The sequence below is a fragment of the Maribacter aquimarinus genome (assembly GCF_047345505.1).
In the GTDB taxonomy this organism is placed as follows: domain Bacteria; phylum Bacteroidota; class Bacteroidia; order Flavobacteriales; family Flavobacteriaceae; genus Maribacter.
In genome coordinates this window covers 1-26873 of sequence record NZ_JBLFEO010000024.1, presented here as the reverse complement: position 1 = coordinate 26873, position 26873 = coordinate 1, and the positions used below count along the sequence as shown (strand labels likewise).

The 26873-nt window shown below is 47.3% G+C and carries 18 protein-coding genes and 1 tRNA gene; 8 read left to right on the top strand and 11 right to left on the bottom strand.

Annotated features, from left to right (window positions below; genetic code table 11):
* Nucleotides 1-10: 10 nt before the first annotated feature.
* From ACKWCC_RS15125 to ACKWCC_RS15095, 7 genes are all read right to left on the bottom strand, one after another.
* Nucleotides 11-1417, bottom strand: coding sequence for a neutral/alkaline non-lysosomal ceramidase N-terminal domain-containing protein (locus ACKWCC_RS15125; RefSeq protein ID WP_413996795.1), 1407 nt, complete (start codon nucleotides 1415-1417; stop codon nucleotides 11-13).
* On the bottom strand, nucleotides 1418-2425 hold the full coding sequence (locus ACKWCC_RS15120; RefSeq protein ID WP_413996794.1) for a sialidase family protein: 1008 nt from the start codon (nucleotides 2423-2425) through the stop codon (nucleotides 1418-1420). It lies immediately after the preceding gene.
* Nucleotides 2426-2520: 95 nt separating this feature from the next.
* Nucleotides 2521-3339, bottom strand: coding sequence for an alpha/beta hydrolase fold domain-containing protein (locus ACKWCC_RS15115; protein WP_413996793.1), 819 nt, complete (start codon nucleotides 3337-3339; stop codon nucleotides 2521-2523).
* Nucleotides 3340-3563: 224 nt separating this feature from the next.
* Nucleotides 3564-4412 (bottom strand): bile acid:sodium symporter family protein, encoded by an 849-nt coding sequence (locus tag ACKWCC_RS15110; protein ID WP_413996792.1) that lies wholly within the window; start codon nucleotides 4410-4412, stop codon nucleotides 3564-3566.
* 603 nt (nucleotides 4413-5015) lie between these two features.
* Complete coding sequence (locus ACKWCC_RS15105; RefSeq protein ID WP_413996791.1) at nucleotides 5016-6044, bottom strand: polysaccharide deacetylase family protein; 1029 nt, start codon at nucleotides 6042-6044, stop codon at nucleotides 5016-5018.
* A gap of 198 nt (nucleotides 6045-6242) precedes the next feature.
* Nucleotides 6243-7055 (bottom strand): alpha/beta hydrolase, encoded by an 813-nt coding sequence (locus tag ACKWCC_RS15100; RefSeq protein WP_413996790.1) that lies wholly within the window; start codon nucleotides 7053-7055, stop codon nucleotides 6243-6245.
* Between the two features lie 88 nt (nucleotides 7056-7143).
* Nucleotides 7144-8406, bottom strand: coding sequence for a PhoPQ-activated pathogenicity-related family protein (locus ACKWCC_RS15095; protein ID WP_413996789.1), 1263 nt, complete (start codon nucleotides 8404-8406; stop codon nucleotides 7144-7146).
* Between the two features lie 466 nt (nucleotides 8407-8872).
* Here ACKWCC_RS15095 and ACKWCC_RS15090 point away from each other — a divergent pair, with 466 nt between their 5' ends.
* From ACKWCC_RS15090 to ACKWCC_RS15070, 5 genes are all read left to right on the top strand, one after another.
* Nucleotides 8873-9871 (top strand): PKD domain-containing protein, encoded by a 999-nt coding sequence (locus ACKWCC_RS15090; protein WP_413996788.1) that lies wholly within the window; start codon nucleotides 8873-8875, stop codon nucleotides 9869-9871.
* A gap of 51 nt (nucleotides 9872-9922) precedes the next feature.
* Nucleotides 9923-13336 (top strand): SusC/RagA family TonB-linked outer membrane protein, encoded by a 3414-nt coding sequence (locus ACKWCC_RS15085; RefSeq protein WP_413996787.1) that lies wholly within the window; start codon nucleotides 9923-9925, stop codon nucleotides 13334-13336.
* 16 nt (nucleotides 13337-13352) lie between these two features.
* Entirely contained in the window at nucleotides 13353-15008 is a 1656-nt protein-coding gene (locus ACKWCC_RS15080) for a SusD/RagB family nutrient-binding outer membrane lipoprotein (RefSeq protein WP_413996786.1), read from the top strand.
* Between the two features lie 252 nt (nucleotides 15009-15260).
* Nucleotides 15261-16196: a dihydrodipicolinate synthase family protein gene (locus tag ACKWCC_RS15075; RefSeq protein ID WP_413996785.1), complete on the top strand. Its 936-nt coding sequence runs from the start codon at nucleotides 15261-15263 to the stop codon at nucleotides 16194-16196.
* 13 nt (nucleotides 16197-16209) lie between these two features.
* On the top strand, nucleotides 16210-17661 hold the full coding sequence (locus ACKWCC_RS15070; protein WP_413996784.1) for a PHP domain-containing protein: 1452 nt from the start codon (nucleotides 16210-16212) through the stop codon (nucleotides 17659-17661).
* A 234-nt stretch (nucleotides 17662-17895) separates the two neighbouring features.
* Here ACKWCC_RS15070 and ACKWCC_RS15065 read toward each other — a convergent pair whose 3' ends face one another.
* On the bottom strand, nucleotides 17896-18678 hold the full coding sequence (locus tag ACKWCC_RS15065; RefSeq protein WP_413996783.1) for an AraC family transcriptional regulator: 783 nt from the start codon (nucleotides 18676-18678) through the stop codon (nucleotides 17896-17898).
* Between the two features lie 205 nt (nucleotides 18679-18883).
* On the opposite strand from ACKWCC_RS15065, the gene ACKWCC_RS15060 reads away from it, so the two are divergent.
* The 3 genes from ACKWCC_RS15060 (at nucleotide 18884) to ACKWCC_RS15050 (ending at nucleotide 22799) form a co-directional block, all read left to right on the top strand.
* Entirely contained in the window at nucleotides 18884-19795 is a 912-nt protein-coding gene (locus tag ACKWCC_RS15060) for a dihydrodipicolinate synthase family protein (RefSeq protein ID WP_413996782.1), read from the top strand.
* Nucleotides 19796-19807: 12 nt separating this feature from the next.
* Nucleotides 19808-21310 (top strand): sodium:solute symporter family transporter, encoded by a 1503-nt coding sequence (locus ACKWCC_RS15055; RefSeq protein ID WP_413996781.1) that lies wholly within the window; start codon nucleotides 19808-19810, stop codon nucleotides 21308-21310.
* A 109-nt stretch (nucleotides 21311-21419) separates the two neighbouring features.
* Complete coding sequence (locus tag ACKWCC_RS15050; RefSeq protein WP_413996780.1) at nucleotides 21420-22799, top strand: purple acid phosphatase family protein; 1380 nt, start codon at nucleotides 21420-21422, stop codon at nucleotides 22797-22799.
* Nucleotides 22800-23441: 642 nt separating this feature from the next.
* Here the strand turns inward: ACKWCC_RS15050 and ACKWCC_RS15045 are convergent.
* From ACKWCC_RS15045 to ACKWCC_RS15035, 3 genes are all read right to left on the bottom strand, one after another.
* Nucleotides 23442-23515, bottom strand: a tRNA-Arg gene (locus tag ACKWCC_RS15045).
* Between the two features lie 236 nt (nucleotides 23516-23751).
* Nucleotides 23752-24855, bottom strand: a complete 1104-nt coding sequence (locus ACKWCC_RS15040) for an SGNH/GDSL hydrolase family protein (protein WP_413996779.1) — start codon at nucleotides 24853-24855, stop codon at nucleotides 23752-23754.
* Nucleotide 24856: 1 nt separating this feature from the next.
* On the bottom strand, nucleotides 24857-26374 hold the full coding sequence (locus ACKWCC_RS15035; RefSeq protein ID WP_413996778.1) for a sialate O-acetylesterase: 1518 nt from the start codon (nucleotides 26372-26374) through the stop codon (nucleotides 24857-24859).
* Nucleotides 26375-26873: the final 499 nt, after the last annotated feature.

Sequence of the window (26873 nt, the reverse complement as noted above, 5' to 3'; positions counted from 1 at the left end):
CAACAGTGGCCTATAATTTTGTACCTGTAAGCCCATTGGCCAATCTAAACTTTAACTCCATAAGATAATCTCCCATAGTTGGACCGTACCAGCCCATGAGCCTGGGTTCATAATGCTTAAAATAATAATATTTTTGAGGTACGATATACCCCAAATATTGTCCGTTGAAACTGGTCAAGGCAGATTTGTATCCTTCTACTGCCAAGGCGTTTTTGAGGTCTATGCCATATTCGCCACTTAACTCGTAGGGCATCGTTATCCAGACCAGATCGTTTAAACGGATGCCCTGTAAGTGAATCGACTTCATCTTGGGCATCAATTTACCGGCCAAAAAGGGGGAAAGCCGAAGCCTGTCCGTAACATAAACAGCCTGTAGTTCCGGAACCTCCAAGGCAATGGTTGCCGAAATCATCGTGATGATCGAATCATGTTGCATCGTTTTAAGGCGTATATGGGCAGAATCTGCAAGAGTTTCACCTACGTACCTGGCCCTGTCAAACTTCTCTCCTTTCCCATTATGGGAGTGGCTGCCCACTGTTCCCGCAAAAAAGAGGGCCAGGTCAATGCCCTTACCTTCCAGGTTTCTTTGAAAATAGCCCGGATAATCACCGCTGTACGTGTTGTTCCAAGAACCTATGGTGGTCGCATGGGCGGCAAAAATACCAACTACCGCTTTTTTGCCACTTTCTTGCTCAAAGGACACCAGGCTGAGCCTGTCATTTACTCTGCCCGTCTCCCCAATGATACGGTTGCGCACCAAATTGGGCGTTCTAATGGTTCCTGATGAGAACCTTGCGATTTTTTTATCTTTTCGTGCCTTTAGAATAAGCTTTACAAAGGCATCGCCTAGCCACGCCACCACTTCGGGCCTAAAGTCACCGCCAAAACTTTCCCCTACAAAACCTGGAATACAATGGCCAATACTGGAATGGGTATGGGTGGCCCCAAAGAAAAGCTGTTCCCGTGAAAGGTCTCCCCCCAAATTGGCGGTCACGTGCGCAACAACGGTTTCCGGTATGGACAGCAGGTCCGCACTTATGAAAATGATTTCCTTCCCGTTTACTTCCAGGGCTATGGCCTTGGCAAAAATGGAATCATGGACGCCCACAGCTATTTTCCCATCACCAAACCCTGCCAATTTAAGGGCATTGAACTTTCCCTTGGAAGGTTCGGGAACGTCATTTACGGTATGCGGTGTGATGTTTATGCGGGCAAAACCGGCCAAAAGCCCTCCTTTGACTTGCATTGTGTTCTTGAAGGTGTCATCCATCTTTTTGATCGTGTTCCTGTAATAGGAAGTCTCAAAGTAAGGCGTAGTGTCTATGGTGGAGGTAGAGGTGTAAAAAATGAGCAGTACCCCTAGGGCCAAGGCACCCATAATACCCATTGCACGTCTATGCCATTTCTTGGTTCTCATTCAGTGGAGTTTTTTTGGGTCCAGCACTACGTATTTTACGGTTTTTCTGTTCCAAGTATAAACAATGTGCACCTTACCATCTTCACTTTGAATGACGGTGGGGTAGGAGTACTCTTCTCCCTCCCGATCTGTGGCTTCCGTAAGGGGCTCTAGATCTAGCACACGGTACCAATCCTTCCCGTTCTCTGAAAGCGCAATACTGAGCGGTACCCTATCGCCCCAATTCTGGTCCGTGGGGTTGTACACCAAAAGATGGCGGCCATCTTTCAGGGTCACCCCATCTACACCGGAATTGGGATTGGGAAGCGAGGTGGCCACCATTTTACTCCAGGTCTTTCCATAATCTTCCGACCAATTTTCAGAAACCACACTGTTCTTGGTCCGGCTCACCATCTGTAATCTTCCATTGCCATGATTGAAAAGGGCCGGTTGTATGGCGCCAAATTCATTGGGGTCGTTCAAGGGTTCGGATTTGGTCCACGTGGCACCCATATCGTTGCTGGTCTCCAAATGTATGGTCCAATTTCCGTCCAGGCTTTCAGTGCTTGAGGGAGAGAGTATTGTGCCATTGGCCAATTCTATGGGCTGGTTCTTTATGGGCCCCAGAATTTCGTCTTTCAATTTAATGGGATCGGACCAGGTTTCCCCGTCGTCTGTGGAGGTCATATAAAGCCCCCACCATTCTTGCGGACTGGGGCCAACTTTGTAGTATAGATGCAAGGGTCCGCCCTTTGGCTTGAACAGCACCGGATTCCAGCAGGGATAGCGCATGCCGTTGTCCTGCACGCCATTGACCACTTCTACCGGTACCGTCCACGAACCATTGGTTTTTCGTGAAACCCAAATGCCAACATCCTTGTTCTTCTCCTCGGTCCCGCCAAACCAAGAGGCCACAATGACTCCATTGCTTACGGCTACCGTGGAGGCATGGCATTCCGGGGTAAGGGCGTCCTCAATTTCGTAAATGAACGCTTCGGTAATTACCGCAGTGGGTTCTTTTTTGTCCATACTGGAGTCATTTTTTGCCTTGTCTTTACAGGAAAAAACTAAAAAGATGATCAAATAAGTTAAAATTTGTCTCATAGTACCGCAGTTTACAAAAGTTAATGTTTTGGGATGTATTTTTCAAAAAACCGATCCATCTGGTATTGACAAAAGGCGTTTACTTTCACGGACATGTCCATGGTATGCGGCCAACCTTTCAACTTATGATAATAGGAGGGAACCCCTTTCTCCTTTAGTTTTTCGTGTAGCCTGTCTGACTGCCCGTAGGGAACAAGTTCGTCCAAAGTGCCGTGAAAGGTGATCGTTGGCGGGGCGGCCTCCGTTACGGCATAAATGGGAGAGGCCCTTTTGTAGGCTTCGGGGGCCTCTTCAAACGTTTTGCCCATCAGGTATTCAACCGGGGGCTTGTCCCTTGCCTCTTCGTGTACAAGATCGGAGGGACCATAAAAGTTGACTATGGCTTGCACATTTGAAGAAAAACCATTCTCGCCAAGGCTTTGACTGTTAGTGGTGTACGCATTCATCATCACAAGGTGGCCACCTGCGGAGCCACCCACCATGGCCACTTTTTTGGGGTCTATGTGATAGTGTTCCGCATGCTCTTTCAGCCATTTTACAGCAGATTGGACGTCCAAGAGTTGGGCGGGATATTTTGCGGTGCCGCTCAATCTATATTGTATGGTTGCCGTGACATAGCCCTTTTTGGCATAACTGATCAAGTAGGGCAAGTAATCGTCCTTATCGCCTTTTTTCCAAGCCCCGCCGTGGACAAAGACAATCAGCGGGGCCTTGCCTTTGAGTTCCTTTGAATGATAGATGCTCAATGTCAGGTTCAATGAATCTATTTGCTTGTAGCGTACGTCCTTGAACTCCATGATGTCATCAGGAACGGTAAGGTCGGTCTCTATAAGTTTCAAGGCGCCCGTTACATATGCAGCTTTTAGAATCGTGTTGTTGGGATAGCCCTTGGGGGCCACGGATATTGGGTGCTCACTTTTGCAGCCTAAAACAACCAAAAAGCATATGATTGTTTTTATTGTAAATAACTTGGTGTTCATCTTTTATGCTTTGTACGGTTATTTTGAGTTCTTTGGTCGTTTCCAATCCCAGGGGGCCAACCCGAGTAAGTGCTATTGCCGATTTATATGGGTTTTCGTAGAAAAATGATGACCGCCGCCGTTACGAACATCAGTAGTCCATAAATGGCCGGGACAATGGCATACTCTGCATTGTTCAGGGCAATAGTGGCCAGGGTTATGGCCAGGGTGCCATTTTGTATGCCAGATTCTATTGAGATGCTAATGGCCTGAGGTTTGCCCAGACGAAAAAGGACAGCCATGAGAAATCCTGTTGCCATTGTACAAATGTTCAAGGCTAACGCAGGTATTCCGGCCTCTTTGAGATACTCCATAAAAACATCCTTCACGCTATAGGTTACACCGATGATGACAAGTACAAAGATGATGGCAGAAGCTATTTTGACCGGGTTGGCCAACTTCTCCGAAAACCGGGGAAATTTCGTTCTGGTCCACATACCAAGACCCACGGGAATGAGCACAATGAGCAGTAATTGGGAAATCATGGTCATGGCGTCCACGGAAACATCTTGAGCATTGTTGGCAAACTCCATCATTGAGAGTTTCATGACAATGGGAATGGTGAATATGCACAAGACGCTTGCTACGGCAGTCAGGGATACAGATAGGGCCAAGTCACCTTTCGCCAAATAGGTCAGTAGGTTTGACGTGGGGCCCCCAGGACAGGCGGCCAGCAACATGACCCCAATGGAACTTGCGATGGAAAGATCTAGAAGGGAAGCTATGGAGTATCCCAAGAGGGGCAAGACGATCATTTGACTGATCACCCCGATAATAACGGCCTTGGGGAAAACAATGACTCTTTTAAAGTCGGCCAAGGTGAGGGACAGTCCCATGCCAAACATGATCACCATCAGGGACATTGCCAAGATTATTCCAGAAGTAGCGTTCATAAAACATCAAATTAGTGCTGTTTGTTGCGACGGACCCACTCCTTGAACCGTAACGCAAAACAGGTCTGTTCATAGGTCCTGGGGCATATAGTTAGGGGCCCTACCCATTTTTTTCCCAATGAACAAGACATTTTTTGGCCTGCCTTTGTTTTTGAACAAGAACCATCTTGGTCCGTTACACCTTAAAGTTCAATTTTTGCCCTGTCTCGTTGGTCTTATAAAGGTTTGATCCAAAAGCTTAAAAAGTAGCTTGGATGTACCTGTCTTTTTCTTGAGTGCCGGGGACTATATGCCAACTGCGTCCTTTTTGCATTTCAATCTTAGGCCATTTCCTTCTGTCCGGAACTTGTTTGTCTTTTCAATGCTCGTTGCGTAATTTCTTGCTCAATGTTGGAACTCATCTTTCCATCTCTTAATGATTGCTTGTTTTGTTAAGGTCGTCCCGATGCTTAGGGAGTAATTGATGTCATTGGAAATGATTGCTGTTCAGAGGTGTTCATGAATCTTCGGTTTCGCCACCCTACCTTCAGTCTAGGATTTCATTTTATCCTTAGGTGTTCGTAGATCTTTATGGTTTGGCTTGGCACCAATAAATGTTAGGGCTCATTTTATCCGGTCAAATCGTTCCATGATCTCCTTCCAGTTGGTAAAGATAAGTCCTTCGTCCTCAAAGAATTTGATGAGGTCCGGATCAGAAAACATTTCTGCCTCCCAAGCGCGTTCCTGCCAAGAACCGGTAATGCTCTTGAGGTTATCGGTTAGGACGGAAGGGTGGAAAATGATTTCCGTCAGTCCTGGCTCCAGGGCCAATATCAATTTCTTGAAGTTATCAATTTTTTCCTCATAACTCTTCGCTTTTGGGGCGCTGGTAAAAAAATCGAGCTTAGGAAGGGTGTACCCTTCCACCATACGAACCACTTCATCGTTCAATGGATAGCCCTGCTTGCGAAAAATTGCCAACACCTCTGGTTTGGAAAGGTCAACGATGTTTGCAGGAATGCCATACTCCTCTGCCATTTTTATATAGGTCTTTACAAAGGCAGGGTCGCCGTAAAGGGTGCCCATGTGGGTATCTATATGATCAGGTCTATAACCCCAGGCCAAAGACTGTTCAATTTGCGCACGTATTTCCTTTTCCACCTCTGCAGCAGATGCGTTCTGCACTACCTGCCGCACAGAGTGCCACATTTTGTTGTCCGGGTCCAACAGGCCAGGGACTTCTTCAGCAGGGGACACAGTGCCCCAACGGTAGGTCTTCCATTCGCTGGTAAGGGTTAAATGTAGGCCCACGTCCATTTCCGGATGGTCTTTGGCCCACATAATGAAGGCTTTTGCGTTGGGGCAAGGAATCATAACGGCAGCGGATTGAATGACTCCTTCCGTCATTTGTTTTTCGGCTGCTTGGTTGGCCTCAGGACACATACCTATGTCATCTGCGTGGAGCATGATCACTTTTTTTCCGGCGGGCCAACCCAATTTCTCGGCCCATGTCTTGGGGACTTCTGTTGTTGTTTCCTTTGTTTCCTTTTGGTCTGCGAGTTCCGAAACGTTTTTTTTCTTTTCGCTGCAAGCGCCGATCAAAAGGGAGAGACAGCATGCAATGGTCATTGGATTTAAAAATGATTTTTTCATGTTTTTTGCGTCATTGTTAATATGGTTTTATAATAATCTATAAATCATTTATGCCCGTGTTAAAGGAGGATAATGACTTTTCATTTTGATGTCTGCGCAGATGCGAGAACAATTTTTGATTGGTGATGTCATCATTTTTAATTCAATTATAGTGCATTTCCGTTCCACGTTGCCTATTGCAAAGGGAGATGAACAGATCTATAAATGTTCCCGGAACCAGTTGAGACCATCTCCATAAATTGTCTCCAAGGGCGCATCCTTATGCTTAACGTTGTACCATATGATGTCTTTCGGTTCTTTGGCCGCTTCAAAAAGAATCCTGCTCATTGTCGGTGGCACAACTTCATCGTTTTTGGCATTGAGCATAAGAAATGGTCGGGGCGCAATGTGCTTCACAAAGTTGAGCGGTTCTATGATGCCCACAAAGTCCTTGGCCTTGGATGAAAGTGCATTTTTCCCGTAGAGGAGGTTCAACTGGCCGCCCGCTAAGGCAATGACAGGCACTTTTACCCTTTTTTCAATACCACAAAACACCGTGCCCAGGATGCCGCCAAGGCTAATGCCGTAATACCCGATACGCTTGGAATCCAGTTCTCCTCGTGTTTCTATAAAATCCACTGCACGTCGAAGGTCAAATACCGTTTGGGAAAGAATGTTTCTGGACCAATATCTATGTTCGCCGGTCAGGTCAAAATCGTACGTGTCCTTTTTTCGTTCTCCATGGCCACTAATATCAATTCGCAGTACGGCATAACCTTTATCTAGAAACAGATGGTTTCCGTATTCCACATAATCAACCGCTTTGTGGTCTCCGAGTCCGTGCATCAAAATGACAACGGGCAAGGGTGCCACGCTATGTTTAGGCACACTTAAAAGGCCGGTGCCCCTCTGGTCATTTACACTGCTGTACGCCACCGAGTACAATTTAAATTTGTTGGTGTCCATCATTTCCCCAACGGAATCCTTTAAGGGAATGGCTTTGTCATAACCGTAATATGAGGTTACCGGCATACTCTCGCTGGTGGTTGTTGCACGTATGATTCCAGTGAGACATAACAAAACAAGGGCCGCAATGGCAACACTCCATTTTACCCTGAGCTTAGAGGATTTCGTCATCATCGGCCAAGTACATTCTAGTGCTTTTTGTATAGGTGCCCCCGTTATCATCGCTATATTCCATATCAATGTAGAACGCCTTGTACCCTTTTTTTGGGAAGCGGATTTTTTGCGTTGTTTTGCTTCCTTCCAATGGAGTTACCTTGACCGAGATCCATTTCTCGTCCCGGAAATCACGGTCCTCGGAATCTGCATACCAGAGATAGGCATCCTTGAAGCTGCCCGAGTTCGAGACCACCGAAAGAGTGGCGGAGGTACTGTCGTTCTTTATGTCATAAGTAAGGTCTGCGTAGGGTTTCTTGGCCAAGGTCTTGCCCCAAAAGCCGCTCAAAGCCCTTAGCGCCTTTGCACCGCCGTCCAGGTCATGTCCTGCATTGGGGGTGTAGTGGACGTAATTTTCCCCAGGAATGTCCTCCAGATAATTCTTTATGGCATCAACGGGCCAATACTCGTCATTGGTACCAATGAATATGAGTTTGGGCATGGTTAGGTTTTTGCGATACGAAAAAGGATCGATCATCTGCGTTAGTGCATTACCGTCAGGGGTATTCACCGTTTGCGGGATTTCCAGTTTAATGTAGTCATTGATCTGATCACTGTACTTGTTCCAAGCTGTGAGATGGTAGTCCAGGCTAACGGGCATGTTCAGCACGTCAATGACCATAGGGCCTATGGCTTCCACACGCTGGTCACTTGCGGCCGTCAACCACGTGGTCCATCCTCGTTTGGAGGCCCCGGCCAGGGTAAATCTTGAGACGTCTTTTTGAAGCTGTTGTTTTGAAAATTCTTGCACAGCGTCCATTCCCTTTACCGCACTTTTCACCATTGGAAAAAGTAAGGGCCAGGTATGGTCTTTTTCCTGTTTGTATTTGTGCAAGGTATAGGAGATCAATTGGTCTTCCACAAGGTCTCCTTCATATAAGGGTTGCATCGGTACCTGTCTCAAGATTGAGACAATGGCCTTGTTCTTTTGGGCCATCTCCGCCATTGGCGCGGACTCGCTGCCGTTCTTTTCCTTTTCCTTCCAATTGGGCAGGCCATCGGTCAATCTACCGCCGGTAATGAACAGCAACGCCCCATCATGAACAATTTCATCGGGCACAAACAAGGTCAATTGATGTTTCCAAGTATGTTCCCGCCATTTTTGTGAGGTCAACAACAAATCATAGGCCGTGACGGAGCCCACCGCAAAGGAGTCCCTGAGTTCCCAGTGGTAGTTGTCATCTGTTGTCTTTAAGTAGCTCATAAGCGCGTTTTCCGGCACGGTGCCCGTTTTTTCCACGACGTCGTGGGATACTTGTTTTCCTGGGTTTTCCTTGCAAGCCATAGTACAGGACAGGACAAGGAATAAAATGATGGCAGGGTATCTAATCATAATGCTTTCATTAGAACAATTGATCGCTTGGGCTTGGCATTCCAAAACTTCCCGATGGGCCGTGCCAAAGCATTCATTTTTTTTGGGAAACATATTGTTTGTCTTTGCACCGGAGCCGCCACCACGAACCATTGTAGTAATGGGCCGGGACTTAGCTTCGAAACAAACCAAATAAATAAATCACATTAAAAACATAAAATTAAAGGTAAAAAACGAAATGAGAGGTTAAAATTCAATGTACATTGAATAAGATAAATGAATGTATTGAGGATTTATAAATTTAGCTTTAGAATGTTTAAAAGTTAACTAAATCTTAAAGATGACTTAAATCCAAACTATGGTTAGGGCTCTAGTTTTGACAATAATAAATATGAATATGGGAAAGTGTTTTAAGATTAAGATTGGCGCGTTTTTTTTATTTACGTTAATGCTGTCCTTATCCTCTTGCGATAGCGAAGATCAAGGAAACCAGTTTCCGCTTTCTGCTATAATATCTCAAAGTTCCAATGGTAAGAAGGTGGCTTTTCAGGGCTTAACACACAGCGCCGTGAGCTGGGAGTGGGATTTTGGAGATGGCAATACCAGTACGGCCCAGAATCCGGTGCATGTATATGAAGAGGGTGGCTATTACCTGGCCACATTGAAGGCCACCGATGAAAACGGAGCCCAAGTAACGGCAGAGGTGCGTTTGGCACTGGATTTAACGCCCTATGCCCTGCTCACGGGAGACCGGACCGCCGAGGGCTATCAAGGAAAGACGTGGAAATTGGCCAACAGTCATTCTGAATTTGACTATTTTGCCACCGCGGACCCGGACCTTACACCGGTTCCCGGCACCCCGGTCCCACTGTCTGCCGGTATCTTTGGCGCTGGACTGGGCATGGGAGAAGTGTATCAAGATGAGTTTACCTTCCATTTTGACGGCACATATCGTCATGACGTTAAGGAAGACGGGGCCTCTTTGGGCGGAATTGTGTATCAATTTGTGACCACTCAGGGTGCGGGCATAGTCAATGCCAGCGGTGCGGATTTTGGCCTTTGCACCGGAGCCTACACACCGGAGGACAATGCTACCTTTACCTTTGTGGAGAACGAGGATTACACAGTTTCTTCGGTTTTTGGGCCAAACGGAACCTTGACCTTTAACAATGTCAGCACCCTGGATTTCTCCGGTACCGAGTTCATTGGTTTTATGGATTTTGACAGAAAAGTGATCGTGCAAGAGTTGACGGATAGCTCCATGCGGCTGATGATGTTCATGGCCGCGGGGCAAGAACCACCCATTATAGGTATCAATACCAATGCCCTGATACTCACTTTTGAAGTTGTCCGGTAAGGACTTGTTCCCATCACTAAAAAGCAACCAGCCAAAGAAAGTACTATGATTATGAAAAGGAACCCTCAGAACAAACATAGGAGTTATTTATTGTTTTTTATCATTTTCCTAGTATTTGGCACGGGCCAAATATGGGCGCAATCCAATCAATTCGCCGTATCCGGAAATGTAACCTCTTCCCAAGACGGAACTCCCCTCCCAGGCGTGAGCATAGTCCTCCAGGGTTCAACCAAGGGTGTGGTGACCGATTTTGACGGAAACTACAGTCTGGAGGTGCAGGATGGCGAAGCTGTGTTGATATTCTCGTATTTGGGCTTTAAAACACAGGAAGTGCCCGTAGGCGGCCGGTCAAGGATAAATGTTGCCCTTACCGAAGACGCTCAGGCCCTGGATGAGGTTGTGGTCACTGCCCTGGGCATAAAGCGCGAAGATAAGTCCTTGGGGTATTCCGTTGAAAAAGTACAGGCAGAGGAACTTACAAGGGTGGTGAACGAAAATGTCCTGAACTCCATTTCTGGCAAGGTATCCGGCGTTACGATCAATTCTACCGGCGGAACGGGTTCTTCCGTTAGCATGGTGATCCGCGGGGCCACCTCGCTAAGTTCTGATAACCAACCATTGTTCGTGGTAGATGGTGTCCCCGTGGTCAATACCGTGAACAACGTTGGCGGATTCGGTGATCGGGTTCGTGTGGATTATGGAAATGCCATTTCCGACTTGGATCCAGAAAGCATAGAAAACGTTACCATTCTCAAGGGTCCAAGTGCCGCGGCCCTGTATGGCTCCAGGGCAGGAAATGGCGTGGTGCTCATTACCACCAAAAGTGCCGAGAAGGGTAAAAAAATGAAAGTTTCCTTTACCAATAATACGGTGGCAGACATTCCTTTTAGGTATTTGAACGTTCAATCCCGGTTTGCGTCGGGTTTTTTCTCGTTTCGCCCGGAAGATGTGGGGGGCGGCGTTTTGCCCAACGTATCAGCAGAGGACGGCACGGGTGCCGGACCGGAACTGGATCGAGGCTACTGGGCGGTGCAGTGGAATGCACCCTTGGATGCCAATGGACAGCCCATACCCACCGAATTGAAGTCTTACCCCAACAATATCGGGAGATTTGTTCAAACGGGCCTCACAACCACCAACAGTCTTGCCATTACAAATAGCTCCGATCTGGTGAATTACAGATTGGGTGTGTCCAACATGACCCACACCGGAATGATTCCCAACTCTGATCTGAACCGGAACAGCTATTCCTTATCGGCGTCTTCCAGTTTAAATGAAAAACTTACCATAAGCACCAACGTGAACCTTAACCACTCATGGGCAGATAATAGACCGGTGGGCAACAGGGGCGCCAATCCGCTCCAATGGGCCTATGCCGTGCCTGCCAATATTGATATTAGGGAGCTTGAGGATTATTGGGTGCCCGGTAAGGAAGGCCTAGAGGTGAGAAGCGTCTCTTCCAACCACGAGAACCCTTATTTTTTGGCCAATGAAGTGAACAATAGTTTCAACAGGTACCGCATTTTTGGAAATGTAATGGCAGAATGGGAAATATCCCCTGCCGTAAGTTTAATGGCTAGGTATAATTTGAACAAATATGATGAGACCCGTGAAACCAAAATGGCACCCGGCTATACAAGGGAACCGAACAATGGTGCTTATGGAATCTCATCCAATACCGGTCTGGAGCGCAACATAGACTTTTTGGCCACCTACCGGAGGGATTTCGGAAAACTCGATATCTCCGTGTCAGGGGGAGGTAACTTAATGTACCAGAAAGATTTTGTGATCACCAATTCATCCCTGAACGGAACGGGTCTGGTGGTGCCAAACCTCTACACGGTGAGCAACATCAGCCCAACCTCACTTAATTTTAGGAGCGTATTGAACGAAAAGTCCATTCAAAGTATATACGGGTTGGCCAATTTTGGTTGGAATGATATGCTGTATCTCGATCTTACCGCCAGAAATGACTGGTCCAGTACCTTGCCCGTGGAAAACAGATCCTATTTTTATCCTTCCGCCTCTCTGAGCTTTTTGTTGAGCGAGGTCATCAAAATGCCCAAACTGGATTTCCTAAAGTTAAGGGCTGGTTGGGCCCAAGTGGGGAATGACACCTCCCCATATCGTTTAAACCCCGTGTTTGTGAACTCAGGGCAGTGGGGAGATGTTGTCCAGGTAAACGTGCCTGGGAACATCCTTACGCCAGAGCTAAAGCCCGAAGAAGCCACTTCGCTGGAATTTGGTATGGACATGAGGGCGTTTGGTAACCGTTTTAGGTTTGAGGGCACCTACTACAACTTGGAGAACAGGAACCAGATTATCGGGAACATTCCCTTGGCCGTTTCTTCGGGGTTCAACAGTGCAAACATCAACGCAGGTCTCATTGAAAGCGAGGGCATTGAAATCTTAATTGGCTTTACCCCCATACAAACCAAAAATTGGCAATGGGATCTTGATTTTAACTTTACGCGGAACGTTTCAACGATCATAGAGCTGTCCGAAGGTGTGGATTTCATTGAATTTTGGAGTGACAACAGAAGTAGATCCCTGGGCTTCGCCAAGGATCTCGCAGCCGGCCAAGATGGATTGGTGGGCAATATCTATGCACCAAAAATAAGGCGTGTCACAGACACCAATTCACCCTATTTTGGCTATCCCCTCATAGGCCGGGGCTTGGATGCAGAATGGCTGCCAGAGGAAGAACTCAGCAAAGTGGGCAATTATAACCCTGACTTCATTATGGGGCTGCAAACACAGCTCCGTTTCAAAAACCTGTCATTGAACATGACCTTTGATTGGCGTTCTGGAGGGCAGTATATGTCCCAGACACATAGGTACATGTCCGAAAGCGTACTTACACAGACTTGGTTGGATAATTTGGTGAATCCTGGCGATCTACGACCTGGACAGGAATTGCGGGATTGGGTCATTGCAAACGAAGATGAACTGTTGCTTGCCGAAGACTTTAGGCCGGTCGGTGGGCCCACGCCCGAATATGGTGGCTTTCCGGAAGAATTTAGCGGTGTCGTGGTAAACGATGGCACATTTGCCCCGGGAGTGGTGGGTTCGCATGACGAGAACGGTAATTTTATTTTGGAACAAGAGAACCTTGGAGGCGAGGGTACGGTCTTCCTACCTTATGTGGTGAGTTTTCCTTGGGATTTTGGAACCCCCAACATGTTTGATGCAGATTACATCAAATTGCGCGAAGTTGCCCTAACGTACACCATTCCAAATAAGATTTTCAAAAGAACGGGACTGGACAACATGACCTTTTCCATCTACAGCAGAAATATCATGCTGTGGACAAAGGATTCCGACTTTGGCATAGACCCCGAAAGGGCCTTTCAGATAGAATCCAGCACCGGGAACAGGGGCACCCAATTTAAACAAGGGATTGAGCGGTATAATGTAGATCCCTGGGTGGTGCCCATTGGTTTTAAGGTGGGACTTACTTTTTAGTGTTAACAGAAATAAGATGACTATGAATGTGTTAAAAAAGTATTTTGGAGTAGGCATTTTAAGCTTGGTCTTTTTTGCCGCCTGTGAAGATTTGGAAGAATTGAACATTAACCCCAACGGGGTGGATCCCGCTGTGGCAGATGCCAATCTATTAATGCCGGCCATTATTACCCGTACGGCACAAAATGTGGTTTCGCTGGGGTTTGGGAATGTTGCAGGAGTAATGCAGCACACCCAAAAAGATGGTTGGTCCGGTGGGCACAACAATTACGAATGGGACGTTAACAGCCAAAGTTGGCGAAGTTATTACGACATTCTGCGCAACAACGAGGTTTTTTATGACAAGTCCGTCCAAGCTGATCTTGAGTTCCAGCAAGGCGTGGGCCTGGTCATTAAATCCTTTGTTTTTGGGTTGATTACCGACTTGTGGGGAGATGCGCCCTACTCAGAGGCTCTTGGGGCAGATGAGGGCCCTGAGTTTTACCAACCGGTCTTTGATGACCAAAAAGACATCTATATGGGCATATTGACGGATTTGGAAAAGGCGAACACCCTATTGTCCAAAACTTCCTATGAGGGAATTGTACCATCACAGGATGTGCTCTATAATGGTGATGTACAGAAATGGAGAAAATTTGCCAATTCCTTAGCCTTGCGCTATTTCATGAGGTTGTCCGCCAAAGACCCTGGAACTGCTGAGGCAGGAATTCGAAAAATCACCTCTAATCCAGGGAAGTATCCCGTTATAACCAATGCGTCAAACGATGCCCAAGTATTCTATCCCGGTGATGCCCCGGCCAATTCCTGGCCCAGTAACACGGTATTTGACATTAGTGAGAATGGGGAATATTTCAGGACCAAAATGTGCGCAACCCTTGTGGAGACCCTTCAGGCCTTGGAAGACCCCAGATTGTCCGTTTGGGCAAACAAAATAGCAATTCCGCTAGTGCTCGATCCCAGCGCTCCGGATGATACCGATGAAATTGTTGATGGGGTAAGGCGGGTTTCGCAAAAAGTGGTGGATGATTATGTAATGGCCTGGCAGACCCCTGTGGATTTTGATGCAGAATACGTGGGCATTCCTCCTTCCACCTTCGCGGCGCCTTCTTATAATTTAAACCCCAATCTAGAGCAAGGGGTCTTTAACCCCCATGCCTCCCAGCTCAATGATCGGTACCGGCAGACCGAAGGGCCGTTGTTGTCTTCCCGCCTGCTGTCTGCCGCTGAGGTACATTTTATTCTTGCTGAGGCGGCCCTCTACGGTTGGGCCCCGGGTGCTGCGGAGGCGCACTACAACGAGGGCATTAGGCAATCATTGAATGCCTGGGGCGTGGGCAGTTCCTATGATGCCTATATTTCAAATGCAGTTTTTACGGGACTGGAGGATATTTTAACGCAGAAGTGGATTGCCAGCTGGACCACCGCGCATGAATCTTGGTTCGATTATAGGCGCACCGGTCTGCCAGATCTTCAGACCGGGGTGGCAGCGATAAGACAGGCGGTGCCACTTCGTTTTTACTATCATTTCAACGATGAGATTTCAGTTAACACCTTAAATGCGGAAGCGGCAATAGAGAAATTACAGCCTACGCAGTTCAAGGGTGAAGACATAAGCAACAATAGTGCCTGGTCCAAAATGTGGCTCCTGCAGGGCACAAACCTACCCTATTGAGCCTCGCCAAAAGGTAGTTTTTTTCCTTTATGGGCAGCTAAGGCAAGCCTTCAGAGCTTTGCCGAGTGCCCTTAGCTTTGTCATCTGCATGGGAGTTGGGATGGACCGGTATCTAGATGGCACAAGGAATTTGGGAACGGACAGTGGAACCCCCAGGGACCTAGAGAGAAGTACAATGGCCAGTGAACTCCTTAAAGTGGGTTTGTTGCCCAAGAAGTTCCCCTGAAGTAACGATACGCAAATGTTCGGCCTATGAAATTGCCACTAAGAGGTGTTGTACCACCAATGGTAACCCCACTGTTGCCAAATAAACAATTGGACAGGAGGGGTTTGAAAAAACTCATAGAGCATCTTTTAAATGGAGGAGTTCACGGCATATTTGTTTTGGGCACCAATGGAGAGGGCCCAAGCCTTGGTTATGGCACAAGAAAGGAATTGATCACCGAAGCTTGCCGAATTGTAAGCAACAGGGCCCCCGTATTGGTGGGGATAACAGACACCTCTCTAGAAGCAAGTTTGGAGATGGCCCGTTACGCCAAGACAGCGGGTGCAGACGCCCTGGTTGTGGCACCGCCCTTTTATTTTCCGCTTTCAGAAACCGAAACGGTTGGCTATCTACAAGAGCTGGCCCCGCTCCTGCCGTTGCCATTTCTGGTGTACAACATACCGAGCTGCACCAAGGTGGCACTCTCCGTAAAGACCATAAGGAAGGCCAAGGAGCTGGGAGCAATAGGGGTCAAGGACAGTTCAGGAGACCCCGTTTTTTTCCGGGCCATTCTAAAGGAATTTAAGGCAGATGGTGATTTTTCCGTAATTGTAGGAGATGAACTCTTCTTGTCCACTGCCATCTTGAACGGAGGGCACGGCGGGGTCACTGGTGGGGCCAATGTGTTTCCTAAATTCTTTGTTGAACTCTACAAGGCTTCCCTTGTCAAGGATATGGACCGGATAGCACAACTTCGGTCAAGCCTTATTGAAATACACAGCACCATCTACAGCGTGGACGATTCACCCACAAAAAGTATTAAGGCCATAAAATGTTGCCTTTCCTTAATGGGGATTTGTGAAGATTTCATGGCGCTTCCCTTGCATAGGTTGGCCCCCGGTAAGCGTGATGCGGTCAAGGGCTTTTTGTATCAATTCAAACACAGAACCAACCAGGATTTTCTTTTATGTGAAAAACCCTAGAAAGAATGTAGATATGAAGGGTGCCGTAACACGAAGATATACCGTTCTTATTTTTATCCCGATCATTGTGCTCCTCGCGTGGGGCTTTCATTATGAAGTGCACTTTGAAGATGCTTTGGCATTGGCTCCGGACAAGGAGTATAGGGTGGCCATTTCTTTTTGGCGCATCATTTTTGAACCCTTTGTTGGCCCTGTCTTGTATTGGAACAGAAGCATTTATGTGTTGACAGAACTTCCATTGACTTTTTTTTGGGCATTGGTGTTCTATCTGGCTGCCGGCACGGTGGAAGTTTTCAGAAATACTTTTTCCAAAAAAGGGATAATCATTGAAAAACTGACCAACATACCTATGGTTGTTGGTATTTGCTTCGCCATTTTTGTGGCCATACTATTTCTTCCGTTGCCCAACAATACCATAGAGAACAAGTCGGAAAACGGGGTTTTGGTAACCACCCACGCCCATACCCAATTTAGCCACGACGGGCTTATCACTCAAGAAAACCTCTGGAAATGGCACAAGAAAAATGGTTTTGATGCTTTTTTCATTACTGACCATAACAACCATTTAAAAACCCTTGAGTTTTCCAAAGAGCAACGGTTGGGAAAGCTGCCAATGCACCCATTGGTGATGGTTGGGGAAGAGTTCTCCGGCTCCAATCACATGAGCCTTCTCGGACTCCACGGATCATTCAATACAAAGGGAATGACAGACAAGGCGGTTATTGATTCCGTGCATTACCACGGTGGCGCAGTGATCATAAATCATTGGTTCGATGGCAAGGGCAAAGAAAAAGAACACTATGAAGCCTTAGGTGCCAACGGTTTTGAAATTGAGAATGCGGGCAAGGCTCTTTACTATGATAGGGCACTCTTTGCCCAATTGAGAAAGTTTTGTGAGGACAAGGGGCTCACTATGGTGGGTGGGTTGGATTTTCATGGCTATGGCCGGGTGTGCTCGTTGTACAACGCCTTTCAAATTCCATATTGGGACACTTTGGATGCCATCGCAAAGGAGAAGGCCATCATCGATATCCTGAAGAATGGTCCACAGGAAAAGCTTAAGATACTTTTGTACAAGGACAGGCCTTTCTACGAGGAGTCTAGTTTGCTCTTTAGGCCTTTCATAACGCTCGTAAACTATTTTAGGACGTTGAACGTTGCCCAAGTGGCGTCCTGGATTTTTTGGTTGCTCATTTTACAGGGGATGGCCAATCGGTATCAAAAAAGACCGGTATGGTTAAAAGGAAAAGCAACCCTCATCTTTTCTTTTGCCAGTGCTCTTTTTGTCCTTGTCTTGGGTATGGCATATTATCTAAGGGGAAAGGCGGTAGTGGGCTACAGTGATCTTTATTCAGAGTACAGTGTTGTTTTGATCCCAACCGGGCTAGGCCTCTTATTTTATGGTTTGGTCATTCTTTACGCCAGGCAAGTTCCCTCCAGGAAAAAACGACGCCCGGAAAATTGAAAGTTACCCTTGTCCCTTGGTTGTCTCGAAAAGCTCTGCTCCTTTCCCGCTCCCAGTATAGACCTAGGGAGCATCAATTGTAAACACGTATGGCTTTTCTGCAACCTTGGCCAGATTCTGGGCTTAAGGCCATGCCATTTTGGACCTAGACCTCTATTGCGTCAATGCCAAAAATGGTTTGGGCACGCTGATGCCTTTTTAAGTGTTGGCTACCATCCATGCTTACATAAAGGGTCATCTAAAGATCTTGCGATAGTCAGATGGGGTCTTTCCCATATTTGCCTTGAAATAATGATTGAAATTGGCCAGGTTGTTATACCCGCTCTCAAAACAGATTTGGGTAATCTGCTTATCAGTCTCTGCCAAGAGCTTTGCCGCTATGCCCACCCTAACCTTCTTCACATACTCCATAAAGGTCTGCCCCGTTTTCTTTTTAAAGAAACGACAGAACGAACTAGGGGCCATATTGAGTACAGCAGCGGCCTCTTCTAGCCTAACGCCTTCTTGAATATGTTGAAAAACATATTCATACACCTTGTTAACCTTTTCAATATTCTTGGAGAATACGGAAGAGCGGTTTATGGGGTTGGACAACTGCTCCTTTTCCTCGATTTTGATGAGGCTATTAAAAATTTTCAATAATCCAATGTAATATTCCAAGCCCTGGCTTACGGACATTTCCGTTAATATCTGCCTGATTTCCGTGTCGTCGGCGATTTTAAAACGGATACCCCTATGGGACAATTTAAGCAGTGCAACCACTTTTTGGAGCTCGGGCATTTGAAAGAAGTCCGAATCGATAATGTTCTCTGAAAAATGGGTCACGATGCACATAGGCTGTTCTCCATTTTCAGTATCCAAGACTTCCCAGCAATGTGGTAGGTCAGGCCCCAAAAGTACTAGGTCCCCTCTTTTGAAACCGGAGATATGGTCGCCCACTATCCTTCTGCCCACTCCCGATGCTATATAGTTCAGTTCAAAATTCTTGTGTGAATGTATTCTAGCATCTGATGACAAAGGAAGTTTTCTGGATATAAAAGAATGATTGCTGGGTACGAAAATCTTTTCACAAACAAATTCCATTATTTCAAATGTTAACTCCTTTACCAATGATAGCCAATTTTTTTCATATTTTAAGTTAAAATAGTGTAGGATTTATGTAAAATAAACGTGGTTTTGCAGTATATTTTAACTTTTCTTTAGGGTATAGGGATATGTAGATATGCATTTGGAACTTAAAGGGATAATTCCGCCGATGGTCACGCCTTTGACCAAGGATAAAAAGCTTGACGACCAAGGACTGCAAAGACTCATTGAACACCTGATATCGGGTGGGGTAAACGGCATCTTTCTTTTGGGTTCCAACGGTGAGGCCCCAAGCTTGTCTTATGGTTTGCGAAAGGAACTTGTAGTCAAGGCCTGTCGTCATGTGGATAAAAGGGTGCCCGTTCTGGTGGGCATTACCGATGCTTCTCTTGAAGCTTGCCTTGAGATGGCCAATCATGCAAAAACTTCGGGTGCCGATGTGGTCGTGGTGGCCCCTCCGTATTACTTTCCTATCACGGAAGCTGAAATGCTGGATTATTTGAATATCTTGGTACCGCAATTGCCCCTTCCCTTTCTCCTGTACAACATACCAAGTTGCACAAAAATGCAGCTATCCGTGAAAATTGTTGAAAGGGCCAGGAAATTGGGAGCATTGGGAATAAAGGACAGTTCTGGGGATATTGCTGTTCTGCACACATTTTTGGAAACTTTTGCCCACTTGCCCCAATTTGTTGTTTTTACCGGTACGGAGGCCTTCTTGCCCGAAACCATGGCCAATGGGGGCCACGGTGCCATTGCTGGAGGGGCAAATTTCTTCCCAGCAATGTTTGTGCAGTTTTATGAGGCTTGCATAGCAGGGGATAAAGCTAAAATTATTGACATCGGTACAATGGTTAACCAACTGTACCATACCGTGTACAGCGTGGGCAAATATGGTTCCAGATACACCATGGGCATCAAATGTGCCGTTTCAATACTGGGCATCTGTGGGGATGAAATGGCACCTCCGTTTAAAAAATTCAGCCCAAGGGATAGAAAAAGGATCAAAGACCTCATCAACGGACTAAAGAAAAAAGGGGCAAACTAAAAAAGAAGGGCCATGACTTATGAACTGGGAACCATTGATACTGCCATCTTGGTCATCTATGGGTTGGTTATGATCGTAATGGGCTTATATTTTCTGGGAAAGACCAAGACCTCCGAGGATTTTATGATCGCCGGTAGGGGCATTCCGGCCTGGGCAGCTGGCATTGCTGTAATGAGCGCTTACACGAGCAGTATTTCCTATATTGCCGTGCCGGGAAAAGCTTTTGACGAGAACTGGCATCCACTCATATTTGCCCTTACGGCCATTCCTGTGGCTTGGTTCGTCACGGAATATGTCATTCCACATTACAGAAAGCACAAAATCATATCCGTTTACCAATACCTCGAGGATAAAATCGGGACTTGGGGCCGTATTTACGCTTCCCTGTCCTTTGTGCTCTTTATGATAGGGAGAACTGCCGTGATACTCTATCTCTCATCACTTTTGCTAACCACGTTCATCGACGTTGATATCCGTACATTGATTTTGATAATTGGTGTTCTGACCGTTGTCTACACTTTATTGGGGGGTATGGAAGCAGTTATTTGGACAGATGTCATGCAATCCATCATTATGATAGGTGGCCTCTTGTTCAGCGCCTACGTACTAACGACCGAGATTTTTAGCGCACCGGATTTTCTGATCACAAATGCATGGGAAGCCAATAAATTCAGTTTGGGAGATACATCTTTCTCACTGGAGAGCAGAACAATTTGGGTCATGATCGTTTATGGTCTCACAGAGAACATTAGAAATTTGATGGCCGATCAAAACTATACCCAAAAGTACAGTGCTGTGGCGTCCGAAAAGGCAGCCAAGAAATCGGTCTGGGTCGCTATGTTGATTTATTTGCCATTGACCGCCATTTTTCTCTATATCGGTACCGCCATGTTCGCCTTTTATTCGGCTTCCTCCAACATATTGGATCCCGGAATCATCAAGGGAGATGAGGTTTTCCCCTTTTTCATCGCTACCGAATTGCCAGTGGGCTTAAAGGGATTGATCATAGCTGCCATACTTGCGGCGTCCATGAGCACCATTGATTCCGCTTTGAATTCATCTGCGACCGTGCTGTATTTGGACTATTTTAAGAGGTACCTAAGGCCAAAAGCACCTGAAAGAAGCAACATTGGCTTTCTTCGGCTAACCACAGTGTTTTGGGGGCTTTTGGGGATAGTGTTTGCCCTCCTGCTGATTGATGCCGAAAGTGCGCTCGATGTCTGGTGGCAAATATCGGGCATCTTTGGTGGGGGGATTTTGGGCCTTTTCCTTTTGGCTATTTTCAATGTGAGAATCAACAGGGTACAGGGTGTCATATCTGTTGTATTTAGTATCTTCATCATTGTTTGGGGCACTTTCTTTCGCAACCTGCCGCAAGATTATTCTTGGATGGAATGTAGCTTGGATCCAATAATTATCGGGGCGGTGGCTACGATTGGTTTGTTGCTTTTTGCATTGCTTTTTGTGGCTTTCAACAAGTACGCTTTCCCGGCAGCGCAACCGCCTTCAAAATAGGGCGATGGTTTTTGGCCTAGAATGCAGAATGCAAAAACGGGCCAAGTAAGTACGGGACAGTTTTTGGCAAATGCAAGTTAAGTTCAATACTCTAATACAAATGGATAAAATGAAACGAATAATTGGAATTGTATGGTTGGCACTAGCAATCACAGTAAATCTATACCCGCAGCATGAGGGCCATCACGGCCACAGCCATTATGCAGAGCATGATTCTGTGGTGGCACATAAATTAATGTTTCCTTCGGCAACACCAGACAGGATCATTGCCAATCTTACCGTTGATCCGGCTCATAGTTTTGCCGTGAACTGGCGAACCGACCAACAAATTGGTGTCGGGGTTGTGGAGCTGGCCTTGGCCACGGACGGGCCAGAGTTTTTGTTGCGAGGTGTGCGAAAAATAAAGGCTATTTCACAAAAGTTCCAAAACCAAAACAGGAGGGAGCCCTTGGTTAAGGCCACCTACCATTCCGCTGTTATTCATGATCTGGAGGCAAACACCACCTATGTGTACCGGGTTGGCAACGGATCCGATGATGATTCCAAATGGAGCGAGTGGTTCCAGTTTACCACCGCCCGGAATGATATGGAAAAACCCTTTAGTTTTATTTATTTTGGTGATGCACAAAACAATGTAAAGTCTTTATGGTCCAGGGTCATCAGGAGTTCCTTCAGGCAATTTCCACAGGTGAATTTTATGCTGCATGCCGGCGATCTGATCAATGATAGGGACGCTAATTTGGAATGGGGAGAGTGGTTTCATGCGGGCAGTTTTATCCATGCCACCGTGCCCAGTATGATGACCCCTGGAAATCATGAATACCGTGATGGAGTCTTGTCCTCACTATGGAGGCCACAATTTACCTTGCCGGAAAACGGGCCAACGGAAGGCCTTAAAGAAACGTGCTATGCCTTGGACTACCAAGACATGAAACTCATTTCCATAGATGCTGAGGGTTTTGATGAGCATCAAGAGGCAAGAACCGCCCAAACCAAGTGGTTGGATTCGGTTTTGCGTACCAACTCAAAGAAATGGACGGTAATGACCATGCACTATCCTATTTATTCTACAGTGGAGGGCAGGGATAACCGGGAGCTGAGGGAAGCACTGAAACCCCTGATAGACAAATATGAAGTGGACTTGATTTTACAAGGACACGACCACACTTATGCCAGGGGTTATGCGGAGAACAAAAGCAAGGGACTTACCGTGGTGCAGGATGCAGGCACCATATACGCAGTTTCGGTGAGCGGCCCAAAAATGTACGAGTCAAGGAACCAGGAATGGATGGTGCGAAGAGGAGAGTTTACCCAACTTTTCCAGATCATCACAGTAAGCAATGACACCATAAAATATGGGGCATATACACCCATAGGCACCCTCTACGATGCTTTTGACCTGATTAAAAAGGACGGAAAAAAGAAACTGATAAACAAAATGCCGAAAACTCCGGTGCGATTAAAGAAGGATTTTGTTAAGGAAGAATAGCGGTTCGCGCGGTATTCATTCCGGTTTCACCCAACAAAATATCTGGTAGGGCATATGCAGCCTGTAAAGAGTGGGCTTAAAGCGTTCCTGTCCAGTTCGGAGATATCTTTAGGACAATACCTAAAGCTTTCAAAATGTGCGTATAACGGGTTGTTTTCAAGAATGTAAGGTCAATAAGACACCGGTTTAATCTGCTGGACAAAACTATGTGCCAATTTAAAGTACATTAGCCTTGTTGAAGATTTGTAGCTGCCTTAAGCCAATTCAAATCATATGATGGGTATTGGACTAAAATGGACTGTTTAAAGTGATCGCGACAGGATTGAATATCCTGATAACGATTTCGGTTGCAAATAACAAACCAGGGGCTATCGCCCTAGTTCTTTGTTTCCTTTCAGAATTACAAGGCCATTGCCTTGCATTCTTCCAGAAAACAAAGAACCACGCCAAAATGGGCGTGGTTTGTTGAGTGGAGTGATCGCGACAGGATTGAATATCCTTAGAACGATCTCGGTTGCAAATAACAAACCAGGGGCTATCGCCCTAGTTCTTTGTTTCCTTCCGGAATTACAAGGCCATTGCCTTGCATCCTTCCAGAAAATAAAGAACCACGCCAAAATGGGCGTGGTTTGTTGAGTGGAGTGATCGCGACAGGATTCGAACCTGTGACCGTCTGCTTAGAAGGCAGATGCTCTATCCAGCTGAGCTACGCGACCCAATATTTTCTTTCCGTCTGCTTAGAAGGCAGATGCTCTATCCCCACCCGTTCTGAAAAGGAACGTTCGGGCGGGCAGCTGAGCTACGCGACCTTGTTCTCTGGTTCTGGGGCAAAGTTGCTCGTTCCTGTTTTTTCAGAATCCACACCACCCCTAAGCGCGTGCAAATGTATTAAAAATTACAAAATGCGCGGCCTAAATGGAGCAAAAGATTGGTGGGCCGGAGATGTTCCTTATCAATCGGGAAAGGACAGTGTTTGCAGTTTTTCCCAGTAGGCCTGGGCGTAGTTTAGCATCCCGTGGTCGTTGGGATGGGTGCCGTCCACAAAACTGTTGGCATCCAAGGCCAGTTCTTCCTTGGACAACCGGTACAGCCCGGGCACACCTTCCGCCCGCAGCATGCCAATGGCCTCTTGGGTGGCACGGTTCAGTTCCAGATAGATCTGTTTTCTTCCGGGTTGTGCCTGCCCATCGGCATAGCCAGCGTGCTCTGCGATGATGATGGGCGTATTGGGCCTGGTTTTTCTTATTTGGCGTACCGCTGCGATCAGCCGCTCTTGGGCTGTTTTGGGGCCAAGCCCCTGACCCGATGTAAAATTGGGCATACAGTCCAACACATAGGCCGCACTGGGTACCTTTGCGATGGCTTCAATGAGTTCCGGTTCCAACCGGCCGTTTCCCGAAAAACCTAGATTGATCACGGTCCGGTCCAGTTTTCTGGACAAAATGTTTGTCCATCCCATCCCCGCCCGGCTGGCGCAGGCCCCTTGCGCAATGCTGGTGCCATAGATCACTAGGGGCGGCCGATCGTCCCGATCGGTGACCAGTTGCAAGCTGTGGCCCGCCGCAATCCCTATTTCCATCCAAAGAACGGTGTTGTACAAAGGCAGATAGAGCCTGTGGTGGTTGGTTTTTTCTTTGGGAGGGGCCATTCCCTGAAAACGATAGGAAACGGTATCCGCAAATTTATAAAGGCCGCGCACCCATTGCCATTCCTTGTTTTTTCCCTTTAGGTACAGGTCCACTCCGCTCACCCCCGTGGCGGGCATGTGCGGAAAGGACAAGGTGCCCGCTACTTGATAACGCACCTCTACCGTGGGGCTATTGGTCTCAAAGTCTATATGGAGACCGGCCGAATTTTTAGAGAGTTCCCAAACCGGTTCCCGTACCTTTTCTTGCATGGTACCTGGCAAGCGTTTAAAGGTTTCCGTGGTCTGGGGCGCCATTTTGCCCTGAACTTGGGAGGCCCGTATTTTGTGCCATACCATTTCTTGTGCCGCCGAACCATAGGGGAGGGCAAGTAAGAAGAGCAAGGAGAACAAAGGCTTCAATTGGGTCATCTCATTTCATTTTTAGGGTGAAGGTGGAAGCGGGCAAGCCAAGGCTGTTTTCCAGGTTGCCCAGGGCATAGGGCTGCCAATTATAAAAAATGGCCTCCGGCTTTTTTGTGCTTGGGATGCGCACGGTGTGTCTGTGAAGGAAGGCCTTTGCGGGATGTTCTCCATCCAAGGAAAAGCCCAAGAGAGGGCCGTTGTTGGTTGTTTTCAATCCGTTGGCCGTGTGGTTGAAGCGTATGAGTACCCTCCCTTTTTTATAGCGCACGCTTTTGGGCAATGGGCCGGAGGGCACTGTTTTCTTTCCATAGGTCTGGTGCAGGGCCCATCTTGCCAAACGTTGTCCCACCACTTTTTTGTTTCTTGGGTGCACATCGTCCTTGGCGCCCACATCACTGCTCACGGCCATGCCGCCATACGGAATGTCTTGCAACAATCGGCGTTGTTGGTCCCGAAAGGCGGGCCATAAGTGGGATTTGTAGTTCAGGGTATCGATGGACGACAGTTGCACCCAGTAAAAGGGCAGTTTTGGCTGCGCCCACACGGAGCGCAGGTCACGCACCAGAAGACGTTGCAGATCGGCGTATTCACGCACCCTGTCCCATTCTTGGGCGTTGCTCTCGCCTTGGTACCAGATCACTCCCTTTATGGGCAGTTTGCCCAGGGGAGCAATACCGGCGGCATGGGCAAAACCGGGCTTAAAGGCGTGGTTGGGGCCAAGATCGTCTTCTTTATGTGTGCCCCGAAGGTGGCCCACGTTCTGCCTGCCCCGCTCCCGAATCCATTTGGGAAGGGCATCGTTGGTTAACCAGGATGTGTTCACCTTAGCCGAGAAAAGATCACTGTTGGCCATCGCTTTTCTGCTCAAAAAAGCTTCTAAGGGCGCACCGCCAATGGCCAGGTTAATGAGTCCCACGGGTACCGCTTCACGCTGCACAATGGCCTTGCCAAAGAAATAGCCCACAGCACTCATTTGCGCTGCGGTCTCCATATTGCTTTCGGACCAACGGCCTTGGTAAAACCGATCGGGCCGCAACCGCCGTACAATGGAATCTGAAAAAGGAGCGTTGTACACGCCCTTACCCGCATAGGTTGGGTTGAAAAAGCGGAGCAGGTGCTGCTTCAAATGGGGCATTTCTTCCTTAAAATGAATTTCCTTTTCCAGGGGCCATTCCATATTGCTCTGCCCAAGGCAGAGCCAGACATCGCCCACCAAAATATTTTTTAGGTGAACGCTCTCTTTGCCATCGTTTATACGGATGGAAATGGGGGTGGTGCTGTGCCTTCGCTTTTTAAGGGAAACCTGCCAACTGCTGTCCTTGCCCACAGTGGTACGGACCAACCCCCGTCCTAATTGAACGCTGACCATAGTGCCCGGGCGTCCCTTGCCCCAAATGGGTATGGGTGCATGGCGCTGCAGCACCATGTGGTCCGAAAGTTGCGGGGCCACCCGCAACTGCCCGTTCACAAACGCTGTCAAAAAAAAAGACAACAGCAGAAAAACAATCCCTTTTTTCTTTTCCATTTCTCACTTCTCACTTCGTACTTCCCATTTCCTGCTTCCAACTTATGGCTTCGTCGCAACAAACTTAGTTCTTGTATTTCACCACCACAGAGGCTCCGCGCCATGACGTTTGGTTCAAGTGAAACTGCAATTTTTCAACCTAAAACCGGAGCGATGGGGCCCCGTTGAAGCCCGCTCTGGGAACTAGACCGCAAAACCACCCAAAGCACCCACGGAACGGACCCCTCCGCTTTTCCACAATGAAGTGGAAAACCACCTCCCCTTGACCAAGGGGAGGAGCCGCCCTTGGCTTTCAATTCAACCTAAAGCGAAACCGCACCCTCATTGCACCGTACGGAGCCATCTGTTGATCTGCGCTCATAGGCTCAACGGATGACCGAGTCGCCATCGGCCTTTGCCCGGAACTTCACCACCAAGGTGGCTCCTCGCCATGAGGTTTGGTTCAAGTGAAACTGCAATTTCAACCAAAGACCGAAGCGATAAGGCCCCGTAGAAGCCC

Excerpts from the sequence above, each read along its gene's own strand:
- ACKWCC_RS15040 (WP_413996779.1), bottom strand. The coding sequence starts at position 24,855 with ATGACCCAATTGAAGCCTTTGTTCTCCTTGCTCTTCTTACTTGCCCTC.
- ACKWCC_RS15060 (WP_413996782.1), top strand. The coding sequence starts at position 18,884 with ATGCATTTGGAACTTAAAGGGATAATTCCGCCGATGGTCACGCCTTTG.
- ACKWCC_RS15070 (WP_413996784.1), top strand. The coding sequence starts at position 16,210 with ATGAAGGGTGCCGTAACACGAAGATATACCGTTCTTATTTTTATCCCG.
- ACKWCC_RS15055 (WP_413996781.1), top strand. The coding sequence starts at position 19,808 with ATGACTTATGAACTGGGAACCATTGATACTGCCATCTTGGTCATCTAT.
- ACKWCC_RS15125 (WP_413996795.1), bottom strand. The coding sequence starts at position 1,417 with ATGAGAACCAAGAAATGGCATAGACGTGCAATGGGTATTATGGGTGCC.
- ACKWCC_RS15085 (WP_413996787.1), top strand. The coding sequence starts at position 9,923 with ATGAAAAGGAACCCTCAGAACAAACATAGGAGTTATTTATTGTTTTTT.
- ACKWCC_RS15035 (WP_413996778.1), bottom strand. The coding sequence starts at position 26,374 with ATGGAAAAGAAAAAAGGGATTGTTTTTCTGCTGTTGTCTTTTTTTTTG.
- ACKWCC_RS15075 (WP_413996785.1), top strand. The coding sequence starts at position 15,261 with ATGAAATTGCCACTAAGAGGTGTTGTACCACCAATGGTAACCCCACTG.
- ACKWCC_RS15105 (WP_413996791.1), bottom strand. The coding sequence starts at position 6,044 with ATGAAAAAATCATTTTTAAATCCAATGACCATTGCATGCTGTCTCTCC.
- ACKWCC_RS15120 (WP_413996794.1), bottom strand. The coding sequence starts at position 2,425 with ATGGACAAAAAAGAACCCACTGCGGTAATTACCGAAGCGTTCATTTAC.
- ACKWCC_RS15050 (WP_413996780.1), top strand. The coding sequence starts at position 21,420 with ATGAAACGAATAATTGGAATTGTATGGTTGGCACTAGCAATCACAGTA.
- ACKWCC_RS15095 (WP_413996789.1), bottom strand. The coding sequence starts at position 8,406 with ATGAGCTACTTAAAGACAACAGATGACAACTACCACTGGGAACTCAGG.
- ACKWCC_RS15110 (WP_413996792.1), bottom strand. The coding sequence starts at position 4,412 with ATGAACGCTACTTCTGGAATAATCTTGGCAATGTCCCTGATGGTGATC.
- ACKWCC_RS15100 (WP_413996790.1), bottom strand. The coding sequence starts at position 7,055 with ATGCCGGTAACCTCATATTACGGTTATGACAAAGCCATTCCCTTAAAG.
- ACKWCC_RS15080 (WP_413996786.1), top strand. The coding sequence starts at position 13,353 with ATGACTATGAATGTGTTAAAAAAGTATTTTGGAGTAGGCATTTTAAGC.
- ACKWCC_RS15090 (WP_413996788.1), top strand. The coding sequence starts at position 8,873 with ATGGTTAGGGCTCTAGTTTTGACAATAATAAATATGAATATGGGAAAG.